Annotated in this window: 13 protein-coding genes; 8 read left to right on the top strand and 5 right to left on the bottom strand. The window is 67.7% G+C overall.

The genetic code is table 11. The features are described 5' to 3' along the window. Positions 1 to 87 precede the first annotated feature (87 nt). The 5 genes from KAK88_RS04245 to KAK88_RS04225 form a co-directional block, all read right to left on the bottom strand. Positions 88 to 855 (bottom strand): peptidase, encoded by a 768-nt coding sequence (locus tag KAK88_RS04245; protein ID WP_242078001.1) that lies wholly within the window; start codon positions 853 to 855, stop codon positions 88 to 90. Between the two features lie 79 nt (positions 856 to 934). Beyond that, a complete protein-coding gene (locus KAK88_RS04240; RefSeq protein ID WP_242078000.1) occupies positions 935 to 1,777 on the bottom strand; it encodes a transglutaminase family protein in 843 nt (280 codons plus the stop codon). A 2-nt stretch (positions 1,778 to 1,779) separates the two neighbouring features. Next, on the bottom strand, positions 1,780 to 2,718 hold the full coding sequence (locus KAK88_RS04235; protein ID WP_091748762.1) for an alpha-E domain-containing protein: 939 nt from the start codon (positions 2,716 to 2,718) through the stop codon (positions 1,780 to 1,782). After that, positions 2,718 to 4,139, bottom strand: coding sequence for a circularly permuted type 2 ATP-grasp protein (locus KAK88_RS04230; protein WP_242077999.1), 1,422 nt, complete (start codon positions 4,137 to 4,139; stop codon positions 2,718 to 2,720). Before KAK88_RS04230 ends, KAK88_RS04235 begins: the two co-directional genes overlap by 1 nt. A gap of 80 nt (positions 4,140 to 4,219) precedes the next feature. Continuing rightward, positions 4,220 to 5,428: an NAD(P)/FAD-dependent oxidoreductase gene (locus KAK88_RS04225; protein ID WP_242077998.1), complete on the bottom strand. Its 1,209-nt coding sequence runs from the start codon at positions 5,426 to 5,428 to the stop codon at positions 4,220 to 4,222. Positions 5,429 to 5,577: 149 nt separating this feature from the next. On the opposite strand from KAK88_RS04225, the gene KAK88_RS04220 reads away from it, so the two are divergent. From KAK88_RS04220 to hisIE, 8 genes are read left to right on the top strand one after another with little or no spacing between them, the layout of a single operon-like run. After that, positions 5,578 to 5,868: a YerC/YecD family TrpR-related protein gene (locus KAK88_RS04220; RefSeq protein ID WP_039244205.1), complete on the top strand. Its 291-nt coding sequence runs from the start codon at positions 5,578 to 5,580 to the stop codon at positions 5,866 to 5,868. 10 nt (positions 5,869 to 5,878) lie between these two features. Beyond that, a complete protein-coding gene (hisG, locus tag KAK88_RS04215; protein ID WP_242077997.1) occupies positions 5,879 to 6,760 on the top strand; it encodes an ATP phosphoribosyltransferase in 882 nt (293 codons plus the stop codon). Further along, positions 6,760 to 8,067 carry a histidinol dehydrogenase gene (gene hisD / locus KAK88_RS04210; RefSeq protein ID WP_242077996.1) on the top strand — a complete coding sequence of 436 codons (1,308 nt, stop codon included), beginning with the start codon at positions 6,760 to 6,762 and terminating at the stop codon, positions 8,065 to 8,067. Before hisG ends, hisD begins: the two co-directional genes overlap by 1 nt. After that, a complete protein-coding gene (gene hisB, locus KAK88_RS04205) occupies positions 8,064 to 9,488 on the top strand; it encodes an imidazoleglycerol-phosphate dehydratase HisB (RefSeq protein ID WP_242077995.1) in 1,425 nt (474 codons plus the stop codon). Before hisD ends, hisB begins: the two co-directional genes overlap by 4 nt. Next, positions 9,485 to 10,087: an imidazole glycerol phosphate synthase subunit HisH gene (gene hisH, locus KAK88_RS04200; RefSeq protein WP_242077994.1), complete on the top strand. Its 603-nt coding sequence runs from the start codon at positions 9,485 to 9,487 to the stop codon at positions 10,085 to 10,087. The genes hisB and hisH overlap by 4 nt, the downstream gene beginning before the upstream one ends. Then, positions 10,081 to 10,818, top strand: coding sequence for a 1-(5-phosphoribosyl)-5-[(5-phosphoribosylamino)methylideneamino]imidazole-4-carboxamide isomerase (gene hisA, locus KAK88_RS04195; RefSeq protein WP_242077993.1), 738 nt, complete (start codon positions 10,081 to 10,083; stop codon positions 10,816 to 10,818). The genes hisH and hisA overlap by 7 nt, the downstream gene beginning before the upstream one ends. Further along, a complete protein-coding gene (hisF, locus tag KAK88_RS04190) occupies positions 10,815 to 11,582 on the top strand; it encodes an imidazole glycerol phosphate synthase subunit HisF (RefSeq protein WP_242077992.1) in 768 nt (255 codons plus the stop codon). Before hisA ends, hisF begins: the two co-directional genes overlap by 4 nt. Beyond that, positions 11,579 to 12,202: a bifunctional phosphoribosyl-AMP cyclohydrolase/phosphoribosyl-ATP diphosphatase HisIE gene (gene hisIE, locus KAK88_RS04185; protein WP_242077991.1), complete on the top strand. Its 624-nt coding sequence runs from the start codon at positions 11,579 to 11,581 to the stop codon at positions 12,200 to 12,202. The genes hisF and hisIE overlap by 4 nt, the downstream gene beginning before the upstream one ends. The last annotated feature ends 31 nt before the right edge of the window (positions 12,203 to 12,233 follow it).

Genomic DNA, 12,233 nt, shown 5'->3' with positions numbered 1-12,233 from the left:
GACCTTTTGGTCTGATTTTGCGATGCGCTCGCAATAACCAGCTCCACAGGAAGGCACAAGACAATTGCGAACAAATCGCAATCTTAACTAGCCGACGGCGCTGATGCTCCTCTGGGGCGCCGACGTGTCGATATCCAGCCAGGTCGGATCGGGCATGGCGCGGTGGGCGGCGGCCAAAGCTTCGGACCAACGCCGACCCAGATCGCGGAAATAGGGATCATCCGCCTCGATGCGCCGCGCCGTGCCGGTCACCTGGTCGCGCGGCATGACGATCAGGTCCAGCGGCGGGCCGACGGCGATGTTCGAGCGGATGGTCGAGTCGAACGAGATCAGCCCCAGCTTCACCGCCTCGGACAGGGAGGTGGAGCTGTGCAGGGCGCGATCCAGAATGGGTTTGCCGTATTTCAGCTCGCCGATCTGCAGATAGGGCGTATCGGGCCCGCACTCGATGAAGTTGCCCTGCCCGTAGATCAGATACAGCCCCATTTTGCCGCCGGCGATCTGACCGCCCAGCAGCATGGAGGCGGTGACGTTCAGCCCATCGGCGGTCGGCGTCGGCGGGGTATTGATGCTGGCGCGCACGCTGGCCATCGCATGACCCAGAAGCTGGGCGGCGCGGAACAGGGTCGGGGCGGTCTGGAGCGTCTCAAGCTCGGTGGAGTCCGGCAGTTTGATCCCGGCTGCGACCATGGCCAGCGCCGTCTGGGTGACCGACAGATTTCCCGCCGTCGCGACCGCCAGGATGCGCTCGCCCGGCGATTTGTAGATGTGCAGTTTGCGATAGGACGAGATGTTGTCCACACCCGCATTGGTGCGCGTGTCGGCGATCATCGCCAACCCGTCGTCCACCAGCATGCCTACGCAATAGGTCACTTCGCTCTATTCGCTCCCCGCGTTGCGAATCCCCAGACGCTAACAGATTCGCGCGTCATGCCTATCGGGGCCATCCACTGGATTGCAGTTGTTGCTGGCTCTGTTGCACCGGCCGCACATTCAGGGCGACGGTCAGTTGCTCCTGGCCGCCGCCATAGCTCGTGCCCCGGATCGGGGTGGCGCCGCGCGCGTCCAGGCCGACCGCGACCCGGACATAGTGTTCGGTCGGACAGATGCCGTTGGCCGGATCGAACCCGACCCAGCCCAGATTTTCGACCCAGGCCTCGGCCCAGGCATGGGCGGCGTCCTGATCGTGGCGTCCATCCTGACGGCTGAGATGGCCCGAGACATAGCGGGCCGGCACGCCCAGCAGGCGCGCGGCCGAGATGAAGATCTGCGAATGGTCCTGACAGACGCCGCGCTTCTGGGCGAAGGCGTCGGCGGCGGTGTGGGAGGCGGAGGTCGAGCCGACCTCGAACGCCACCGTATCCTTCAGGGCGCTCATCAACCGGTGCATCCGATTAAGCGTCGGCCCCTCGGGGATTGAGCGGGCGAAGTCGACGATGCCGGCGTCGGCCTTGGTCATCGGGGTTTCGCGCAGATAGACCAAGGGGGACAGCCGCTCGGCCTGGCCCTTCACGACGCCGCCCGTCTCGACGGTCGAGACCTCGCCGGTGACGCGGATGGTCAGGGCGTCGGTCGGCCGCTCGGTGTAGAGGCTGTGAACGATGTTGCCGAAGGCGTCCTCGCTGCGCCGCAGCCGGGCGTCCACATCGGTTTCGATGCGCCAGTCGCGCACCTGCTGGCTTTCGCACGACTTGGGCGTCAGGCGCAGCATCTGGACGATGAACCGCGCGGGCCTGGCATACGCATAGCGGGTGGAGTGATCGATCCGGATCCGCATCGTCAGACCAGATACTGTTCGTGGACGGCCGCGGCCAGGGCGTTGTTCTCGTTCAGGAAGCTCTGGATGTATTCGTGCAGGCCGGACTGGAAGATGTCCTCGATTTTGGCCTCGTTGAACTGGCTGAGGCGATTGGAGGCCAGCCGTTGCGCCGGGCCGCGCCGGCCGTAATCGGTCGCCAGTTTCTCCAGATAGCTGACGATCATGCCCTGACATGAGGCCAGCGAGCGCGGCATCTGGCGGTTCAGCACCAACAGGTCCGCCACCAGCCAGGGCCGCACGCTTTCGCGGTAAACCCAGCGATAGGCGGTCAGGGCCGAAACTTCGCGCAGCAGGGTCGTCCACTGGAAATAGTCCAGCTGCCCCCCGACCCGTTCGCCGGGCGGCAGAAGCAGGTGATACTTCACGTCCAGCAGACGCGCAGTGTTGTCGGCCCTCTCGATCGCCATGCCCAGTCGCAGGAACCAGTAGGCGTCGTTGCGCAGCATGGTCCGCGACGAGGCGCCTTCCACCGCCAGGGACGTCGATTTCACGAAGTCGAGGAAGTTGGTGAAGTCGTCGCGCTTGGTCGGTTCGCCCAGCTCGTTCAGGCCGTTCCAGGCGCCGTTGATCGCCTCCCACAGTTCGATGGTCAGGGCGGTGCGCACCGAGCGCGCATTGGTCCGCGCCTTGGTGATGCAGGCCTTGATCGAGGTCGGATTGTCAAAGCCGAAGGCCAGATATTCCCGCACGGACTTTTCCGACACGGTCCGGCCGGTCGCGTCGAAGCCGGCCTTGACCCCCGACGAGGCGATGGCCCCGGCCCAGGCGGTGACGGCGGCCTGATCTTTCGCCGGCAGGGCGGCGAGACGGATCGCCGCCTCCAGAATGCGGGCGAGAAAGTCCGCCCGCTCCATGTAGCGGCCGGTCCAGTAGAGGCTGTCTGCGGTGCGTGAAAGCATCAGTTGTCCAGCACCCAGGTGTCCTTGGTTCCGCCGCCCTGGCTGGAGTTCACTACCAGCGACCCTTCCTTCAACGCCACCCGCGTCAAACCGCCGGGCGCGACGCGCACGCCGGCCGGGCTGGACAGGACGAAGGGCCTGAGGTCGACGTGGCGGGGCGACAGGACGCCGCCGTTCAGCGTCGGGGCGGTCGACAGGCTCAGAGTCGGCTGGGCGATGAAGTCGTCGGGATCGGCAATCAGCTTGGCGCGGAAATCCTCGATCTCGGCCTTGGTCGAGGTCGGCCCGACCAGCATGCCGTAACCGCCCGATCCGCCGACTTCCTTGACCACCAGTTCCGGCAGCTTATCCAGCACTTCCTTCAGAGCGTCCGGCTCGCGACAGCGCCAGGTCGGCACGTTCTGCAGGATCGCATCCTCACCCGTGAAGAAGCGGATGATCTCGGGCATGTAGGTATAGACGGCCTTGTCGTCGGCCACGCCCGTCCCGACCGCATTGGCCAGGGTTACGCGCCCGGCGAAATAGGCCGACATCAGCCCCGGCACCCCGATGGTGGAGTTGGGCATGAAGGTCAGGGGATCGAGGAAGTCGTCATCGATGCGGCGATAGATGACGTCGACGCGCTTGGGCCCCTCGGTCGTGCGCATGAAGACGGTGTCGTCGTTGACGAACAGGTCCGTGCCCTGGACCAGCTCGACACCCAGCTTGTCGGCCAGGAAGCTGTGCTCATAGTAGGCCGAATTGAAGGGGCCGGGCGTCAGCACGACGATCGTCGGGTCCGCCCCCGCCCCTGCCGGCGCCGAAGCCTGCAGCGAGCGCAGCAGCATGTCGGTGTAGATTTCGACGGGCCGCACGGCGTGCTCCGCGAACAGGTCGGGGAAGAGCCGCATCATCATCTCGCGGTTCTCCAGCATATAGGAGACGCCCGACGGCGTGCGGCAGTTGTCTTCGAGAACGTAGAAGCCGTCCTCGCCCGTGCGCACCAGATCCACGCCCGAGATATGGCACCAGACGTCGCCCGGTGGACGGCGCCCCTGCATCTCCGGCCGATAGTGCGGATTGGTCAGGATCAGATCGGCCGGAACGATGCCCGCCTTGATGCAGTCCTGCGGGCCATAGATGTCTTTCAGAAAGGCGTTGATGGCAGTGACCCGCTGCTTCAGCCCCTTTTCCAGACCGCCCCACTCGTCCGCGCCGATGATGCGCGGCACGACGTCAAAGGGGATCAGCCGCTCGTTGGATTCCTCGTCGCCATAGACGGCGAAGGTCACGCCCATGCGGCGGAAAAAAAGCTCCGCCTGGCGCGAGCGCGCCTGCAGCAGATCGGCCGGTGCGTTTTCCAGCCACGCCGCCAGCGTCTTGTAGCTGTCGCGGATCGCACCCGATCCGCCGCCGTTCATTTCGTCGAAAGCTCTCGTCATCCGCCCCCGCCGCGTTGAAGTCGCAGCTTGAACGGTCACGAACGTAAAGCGCAACAGTTTTGTTGCACTGCGGCGACGCCTTATCCGACGGCCACCGCCTTCATCGACACCGCCGGATCAGCCAGCTTGTCCACGTCCACGGGCGTCGCCTTGGCGATCAACGACTTGCCGGCCATGAACTCGGGCGGGGCGTTGACGGCCTCGACGCAGACGATGCGGTCGCCGTTCAGATGGAAGACCGCAAAGCCAGACGCCGTCGGGTCGCCGCGCACCACCTGGCGATCGGCGTCGAACGGCAGGCCGGCGATCTGAAGCTTGACGTCATACTGGTCCGACCAGAACCACGGCACTTCGGGCGTGGGTCCGGCCCGCCCGACGATGGCGGCGGCCGCCTGTTTGGCCTGCTCGAGGGCGTTGGGCACGCTTTCCAGCCGATGATGCACGCCGCCGTGGACCGGAATGGGTCGTCGCGTCATGTCGCCGATGGCGAAGATCGCCGGGTCGCTGGTGCGTGCCTCAGCGTCCACCACCACGCCGTCGTCGCAGGTCAGGCCGGCCGACCGCGCCAGGGCGTCGCACGCCAGGGCGCCGACACCCACCAGCACCGCATCCGCCCGCACCACCGATCCGTCGGCCAGGGTCACGCCGTCGCGGGCCACAGCGACTACCTCAGCGTCGGTCAGGATTTCGACGCCGTGCGTACGGTGCTGCGCCGTGAAGAAGGCCGACAGGGTCTCGGACGCCACCCGCGCCAGCACGCGCGGCGCGCGCTCGATCACCACCGCCTCGGCGCCCAGGGCGCGCGCCGACGCCGCCGCCTCCAGCCCCACATAGCCGCCGCCGACCACCGCCAGACGCTTGCCGGGCCCGAGGACCGCCTTCAGTCGCTCGGCGTCCTTCATCGTGCGCAGTTCCAGCAGATCGGGATGGTTCCCGCCCGGGACCGGCAGTTTGCGCGCCGTCGATCCGGTCGCCAGCACAAGGATGTCGTAGGTCTCCGACGACCCGTCCTCAAAGACGACCGTCTTCGCGGCAGGCTCCACCGCCACGGCGACCGTCGAGGGTCGGAAGTCGATATTCTGCTCGGCGTAGAAACTCAGAGGCCGCAGCAGCAGCGCCTCCAGATCCGCCTCCCCCTTCAGCCAGGCCTTGGACAAGGGCGGCCGCTGATACGGAGGCGCATCCTCCTCGCCCGCCAGCACGATGGGGCCTTCATGCCCATACTGCCGCAGGAAGGCCGCGACGGAGCCGCCCGCGTGCCCGGCGCCGATGATGAGAACCTTGGTCATGGGACGCATTTAGAGTGGCGAGTGACGAGTGGCGAGTGGCGAGCAAGCGACGGATGCCCAGATTTTATCGCCACTCATCACGCGCCACTCGCCACTCGCCACTAGACATCCCCTTGACTGTTCCATTGTTACAGCATAGTGGAACACGCATGACGACCTCTCCCGCCCGTGACGACCTGCATGACGCCCTGCTGTCGATGCAGACGCGCGCCGAGATCGACGCCTTTCTGGCCGATCTTTGCACGCCTGCGGAACTGCGCGCCTTCTCCGAGCGCTGGCAGGTCGCGCGCCTGCTCGACGCCGGCGGCAAATCCTATCGCGAGATCGCCGCAGAGGCCCATGCCAGCCCCACCACCGTCGTCCGCGTCGCCCGCTATCTGAAAGACATGCCGCATCAGGGCTATCGCCTCGCCCTGGACCGCCTGAAGAACAAGAACTGAGTATCCGAACATGAGCACCGTGCAGGGGCGGCTTCGCATCGCCGTCCAGAAATCCGGCCGTCTGGCCGACCGCAGCCTCGACCTGATCCGCGACGCGGGCCTGAAATGGGTCAAGGGTCACAACGACCTGCTGTACCGGGTCGAGAACTATCCGATCGACCTGCTGCGCGTCCGCGACGACGACATCCCCACCTTCGTGGCGGACGGCGTGTGCGATCTGGGCATCGTCGGCGAGAATGTGCTGGAGGAGGGCCGCAACGGCGGGCCGAACGCCTCGATCGTCATGCCGCTGGGCTTCGGTCGCTGCACGCTCAAGATCGCCACGCCTCCGACCCTGTCCTACGACGGCCCGGCCTCGCTGGACGGTCTGCGCATCGCCACCTCCTATCCCAAGATCCTGCGCCGCTTCCTCGACGAACGCGGGGTCAAGGCCGACATCGTCGTGATGCGCGGGGCCGTCGAGGTCGCGCCCCGGCTGAAACTGGCCGCCGCCATCTGCGACCTGGTTTCGACCGGCGCGACGCTGGAGGCCAACGGGCTGGGCGCCAAGGATACGGTTCTGGAAAGCCAGGCCGTGCTGATTCAGTCGCCCGTGGCGCCCGAGCCCGCCTTGCAGCAGCTGTTGGACAGCGTCATCGAGCGGATGGCAGGCGTGGTGTCCTCGCAAGGCGCCAAATACGTCATGCTGAACGCCCCGCGCTCGGCCCTGGACGAGATCACCGCCATCCTGCCCGGCGCCGGCTCGCCCACTGTCATGCCCCTGATGGGTCGCGACGATGCGGTCGCCGTCCACGCCGTTTGCCAGGAGGCCGTCTTCTGGGAGACGCTCGAGAAGCTGAAGGCCGCCGGCGCCTCGGCCATTCTGGTCCTGCCGATCGAGAAGATGATGTGATGAAACGCATCGACTGGTCTTCCCTCGACGCGGCCGGCAAGACGGCCGCCCTGGCCCGCCCCGCCCAACGCACCGCCGGCGACGTGACCGAGGTCGTGCGCACCATCCTGGACGACGTGCGCCAGCGCGGCAGCGCGGCCGTGACCGACTGGTGCCTGAAGCTGGACAAGGCCCCGCCCCGTCGCATCGCCATCACGCCCGAGGCCGTCGCCGAGGCGCGCAACGCCCTGCCGCCCGGCGACGTGCGCGCCCTGCGCATGGCGGCCGACAATGTGCGCGTCTTCCACCAAGCGACCCGGCCCGAGGACACCCCCTTTGTTGAGACGACGCCGGGCGTGTGGTCCAAACTGGCCTGGCGTCCCATCGCCTCGGCCGGCCTCTATATTCCCGGCGGCACCGCGCCGCTGTTTTCGTCGCTGCTGATGTTGGCCATTCCGGCCGGCGTCGCGGGCGTGGGCCAGCGCGTCGCCGTGACGCCGCCGAACAAGGACGGCGGCATCCACCCCGCCATGATCCTGGCCGCCGCAGAGGCGGAGCTGGACGCCATCTGGCTGATGGGCGGGGCCCAGGCCATCGCCGCCCTGACCTTCGGCGTCGAACTTGAGGACGGGGTCATCCCGGCCTGCGATAAGCTGTTCGGACCCGGCAACGCCTATGTGGCCGAGGCCAAGAAACAGGCCTCCGCCTTGCCCGGCGGCCCCGCCGCGGATATGCCCGCCGGCCCGTCGGAGTTGATGGTCATCGTCGATCGCGACGCCGCGCCCGAGATCGCCGCCGCCGACCTGCTCAGCCAGGCCGAGCACGATGCGGATGCACAGGTTCTGCTGGTCTCCACCAGCCGCGCCACCATCGACTACATCCTGAGCGAGGTCGAGGTTCAGGTCGCAACCCTGCCCCGCGAAGCCATCGCCCGCGCCTCTCTGAACGAGGCCCGCGCCATCTTGGTCCGCGACCTCGACGCCGCCGCAGAAGTCGCCAACCTCTATGGCCCCGAACACTTGGCGATCCAGATCGACGATCCCGAGGCGCTGGTCGATTCGATCAAGGCCGCCGGGGCCGTCTTCGTCGGCCGGTTCGCCGCCGAGACGCTGGGGGATTATGCCGCCGGTCCCAGCCACGTCCTGCCGACCGATGGCGGCGCCCGCACCCTGGGCGGCGTCACCACCGCCAGCTTCATGACCACCATGTCGGTCCAGCTGGTGACCGAGGCCGGCGCACGTCAGCTGGCGCCCATCGCCGCCCGCCTGGCCCGGATGGAGGGCCTGGAAGCCCACGCCCGCGCCGCCGATCTGAGGGCCGAAGGATGACCCTGCCCGCTCCCTATCCGCCGCTGGTTTCCGGCGGCGAAGGTCTGGATCGCTATCCCGGCGACGCCTCCGCCCTCGCCGCTCGGATGGCCGCCGTCTATGGCGTGCCTGCCGAACAGGTGCTGCCGGTGCGCGGCCTGACCCACGGGCTGGAACTGGCCTGGCGCCTCGCCGCGCGCGACGGGGGATCGGTCGAGGCTCCGAAGGCCGAACCCTATGACAGTCTCGCCGCCATCTATCCGGCCAAGGGCGAACCTGGCGTCATCGTGATCCGCGCCTTGGGCTCGCCCGAAGCCGTCGGCGAAATGGCCGCCCGCGTCGCCCCCGCCCTGCTGGTGGTGGACGAAGGACTGATCGAGTTCTCCGACAGCGTCTCGGCCGTGACCGTCGTCGCCGATCAGCCGAACCTCGTCGTGCTGCGCAGCCTGTCCCTGGCCTATGGGTTGGCCGGCGCTCGCGTCGGCGCGGCGATCGCGCAGGCCCCGACCCTGGCGCGTCTGGCGTCGGTGCTGGAACCATACGCCCTGCCCGAACCGCTGGTTCGGCTGGCGATGCAGGCGCTCGATCCGTCGCGGATGATCGAGACCGCCGAGCGGATCGCCTCGGTCCGGCGCGAGCGAGAACGGGTCGTTCGCGAACTGGGCCGCCAGATGCCGGTCGAACCGGGCGTCGGTCCCATCATCATGGCGCGGCCCGAAGAGCCCGCCGCCGCCCTGGCCGGTCTGAAGGCTTACGGCGTCGAGGCCGATCTGTCCGGCGAGCGTCTGCGCCTGCCGATCTCGATCAAGTTTGAGGTCAACGACCGGCTGCTCGCCGCCTTCGGTCTGACGCCCGCCAAGCGCCGCCCGGCCCGCATCGGTCAGGCCGTGCGCGACACCAAGGAAACCCGCATCGTCTGCGCGGTCGATCTGGATGCGCCCGGCCCGGTGAAGATCGAAACCGGCGTCGGCTTCTTCGATCACATGCTGGAGCAGATCGCGGCCCACGGCGGCTTCTCGCTGCGTCTGCAATGCGAGGGCGACCTGCACACCGATCCGCACCACACGATCGAGGACAGCGCCATCGCTCTTGGCCAAGCGCTGAAACAGGCGTTGGGCGAGCGCAAGGGCATCGCCCGCTACGGCTTCGTCCTGCCGATGGACGAGGCGAATGCAACCGTCTCGATCGACCTGTCGGGTCGTCCCTATCCGCTGTTCGAGGGTGCGTTCGAGACGCCCTTCATCGGCGACTACCGCACCGACCTGACCGCCCACGTCTTTCGGTCGCTGGCCGAGGCCATGGGCGCGGCCGTGCACATCAAGGTCACGGGCCAGGACGACCACCACAAGACCGAAGCCGTCTACAAGGCCTTCGGCCGCGCCCTGCGCCAGGCCATCCGGGTCGAAGGCGACGCCGTGCCGTCGACCAAGGGGGTTCTGTGACCGAGGTCGCCGTCATCGCCTACGGCGCCGGCAATGTCGCCTCGGTCCAGTTCGCGCTGGAGCGGCTCGGCGCGACCGTGCGCCTGACCGACGATCCGACCGTGATCGCCGAGGCTGAACGGGTCATCCTGCCTGGCGTAGGCGCGGCCGGATACGCCATGAAGCGCCTGTCGGACCTGGGTCTGATCGCGCCGATCCGCGCCTTCCCGCGCCCGCTGCTGGGTGTGTGCTTGGGTCAGCAACTGCTGTTCGGATCGAGCGACGAGGGCGACGGCGTCGATCTGCTGGGCCTCATTCCGGGTGCGGTGACCCGGCTGAAGCCAGCGGGCGATCTGCCGGTGCCGCACATGGGCTGGAGCCGGTTGACGCGCGACCGCGACGACCCCTTGCTGGAGGGCGTCGCCGACGGCGCCTATGCCTATTTCGTCCATGGCTTCGTCTGTCCCGACGGACCGGCGACCCTGGCGCGCGCCGACTATGGCGGCGTCGTTCCGGCTGTGGCTCGATCCGCCAACCGCTGGGGCTGCCAGTTCCACCCCGAACGCTCGGCCGAGGCCGGGGCGACCATCCTCAAGAACTTCCTGGGCCTGCCATGCTGATCTACCCCGCCATCGACCTGAAGGACGGCGTCTGCGTGCGCCTGATGCACGGCGACTTCGCCCAGGTGACACATTACGACCAGCAGCCGGCCGCCCGTCTGACGACCTTTGCGGCCGAGGGCGCGGAGTGGATTCACATTGTCGATCTGGACGGGGCCGAGGCGGGCGAGGCGCGCCAGCACGCCCTGATCGGCGAACTGACCCAGGCCATCGACGTCAAGGTTCAGTCGGGCGGCGGCGTGCGCAGCGCCAACGATGTGAAAAAGCTGCTGGACGCCGGCGTATCGCGCGTCGTGGTCGGATCGCTGGCGGTGACCCAGCCCGAGGCGGTGGCGACCTGGTTGGAGACCTTCGGCGTCGAGCGCATCACCCTGGCCCTGGACGTCAAGATCGAGGACGGCGTGCCGGTCCCCGCTTTGAAGGGCTGGACCCAGTCCTCGGGCATGACGCTTTGGGAGGCGCTGGATCGGTATCCCAAGGGGACGGCCAAACACCTGCTGGTGACCGATGTCGGTCGCGACGGCGCCCTGACTGGCCCGAACCTGGAGCTGCTGGCCGAGATCCGCAGCCGTCGGCCGGATCTGGTGTTGCAGGCCTCGGGCGGCGTCTCCTCGCTGGACGATATCGCCGCGGTCAAGGCGCTGGGCTGTCATGGGGCTATCGTCGGGCGCGCGCTGTACGAGAACTGCTTCACCCTGCCCGAGGCGATCGCGGCGGCCCGTCCGATATGACCGCCCGGCGGATCATTCCCTGCCTGGACGTGAAGGACGGCCGGGTGGTCAAGGGCGTCAAGTTCGTCGGTCATACCGACATGGGCGATGCCGCCGAGCTGGCCGCTCGGTATCGCGATGCGGGCGCCGATGAACTGGTCTTCTACGACATCACCGCCAGCCCCGAGGGGCGGACGCTGGACTACGGCTGGATCAAGGACATCGCCCGACTGCTGGACATTCCTTTCTGCGTGGCCGGCGGCATTCGCACCGTGGAGCAGGCGGCGCGCTGTCTGGACCACGGGGCGGACAAGGTCTCGATCAACTCCCCGGCTCTGGAACGGCCCGAACTGATCGCCGACATGGCGGCGCGGCTGGGCAGCCAATGCGTCGTCGTCGGCGTCGACAGCCGGTTCGAGGACGGCGACTGGGTGGTGCACAAATATACCGGCGACCCCGATGCACGCCGTCATGCCGGCAAACGCACACTGGACTGGCTGGATGAGGCGCAGAGCCTGGGCGCCGGAGAGATCGTGCTGAACTGCATCGATCAGGACGGGGTTCGGCGCGGCTATGACATCGAGCAACTGTCCGCCGCACGGGCACGCCTGACCATTCCCTTGATCGCCTCGGGCGGCGCTGGCGCACCCGAGCATTTCAAGGCTGCGTTCGAGCAGGCCGACGTCTCCGGCGCCCTGGCCGCCAGCGTCTTCCACACCGGCGCCATCGCAATTCCGGACCTGAAACAATACCTGGCCGACCAAGGCCTGGAGATGAGACTGTGATAGACCCGAACACCATCGACTTCGCCAAGGGCGACGGCCTGGTTCCCGTAGTGGTTCAGGACGCCGCGACGCTGCAGGTCCTGACCCTGGCCTATATGGATCGCGCGGCGCTGGACGAGACGATCGCATCCGGCGAGGCCACCTTCTTCTCGCGCTCGCGCGGAGGGCGGTGGAGGAAGGGCGAGACCTCGGGCGACCGGCTTCACGTCGTTTCTATCACGGCCGACTGCGACGGCGACGCCATCGTGCTGAGCGTCAGGCCGGTCGGAAACGCCTGCCACCTGAACCGGACGAGCTGTTTCGGCGAGGCCGACGCGCCGGGTCTGGGTCGCATCGCCCGGCTGGAACGGACCATCGCCGAACGGGCCGCCGCCGATCCGTCCGAAAGCTGGACCGCCCGACTGATCGCACAGGGGCCCAAACGCATCGCCCAGAAGGTCGGCGAGGAGGGCGTGGAGACCGCGCTGGCCGGCGTCGCCGGTCCGGACGAGGAACTCGCCAGCGAGGCTGCGGATTTGATCTATCACCTGCTCGTTCTTCTCCATGCCCGTAACATGGTGTTTCAGGACGTGCTGGACGTGTTGGCCTCGCGAGCGGAAGCGGCCAAAGACAGCGGCTAGACCGTAAAGGCGTGCGTCCCGACAAATGGGA

Source organism: Brevundimonas diminuta, assembly GCF_022654015.1.
GTDB lineage: Bacteria > Pseudomonadota > Alphaproteobacteria > Caulobacterales > Caulobacteraceae > Brevundimonas > Brevundimonas diminuta_C.
This window is presented reverse-complemented; position numbering and strand designations above follow the sequence as displayed.

Bases quoted from the DNA above. Each gene is read 5' to 3' on its own strand.
- KAK88_RS04245 (WP_242078001.1), bottom strand. From the start codon at position 855: ATGCTGGTGGACGACGGGTTGGCGATGATCGCCGACACGCGCACCAAT.
- KAK88_RS04240 (WP_242078000.1), bottom strand. From the start codon at position 1,777: ATGCGGATCCGGATCGATCACTCCACCCGCTATGCGTATGCCAGGCCC.
- KAK88_RS04235 (WP_091748762.1), bottom strand. From the start codon at position 2,718: ATGCTTTCACGCACCGCAGACAGCCTCTACTGGACCGGCCGCTACATG.
- KAK88_RS04230 (WP_242077999.1), bottom strand. From the start codon at position 4,139: ATGACGAGAGCTTTCGACGAAATGAACGGCGGCGGATCGGGTGCGATC.
- KAK88_RS04225 (WP_242077998.1), bottom strand. From the start codon at position 5,428: ATGACCAAGGTTCTCATCATCGGCGCCGGGCACGCGGGCGGCTCCGTC.
- KAK88_RS04220 (WP_039244205.1), top strand. From the start codon at position 5,578: ATGACGACCTCTCCCGCCCGTGACGACCTGCATGACGCCCTGCTGTCG.
- hisG (WP_242077997.1), top strand. From the start codon at position 5,879: ATGAGCACCGTGCAGGGGCGGCTTCGCATCGCCGTCCAGAAATCCGGC.
- hisD (WP_242077996.1), top strand. From the start codon at position 6,760: ATGAAACGCATCGACTGGTCTTCCCTCGACGCGGCCGGCAAGACGGCC.
- hisB (WP_242077995.1), top strand. From the start codon at position 8,064: ATGACCCTGCCCGCTCCCTATCCGCCGCTGGTTTCCGGCGGCGAAGGT.
- hisA (WP_242077993.1), top strand. From the start codon at position 10,081: ATGCTGATCTACCCCGCCATCGACCTGAAGGACGGCGTCTGCGTGCGC.
- hisF (WP_242077992.1), top strand. From the start codon at position 10,815: ATGACCGCCCGGCGGATCATTCCCTGCCTGGACGTGAAGGACGGCCGG.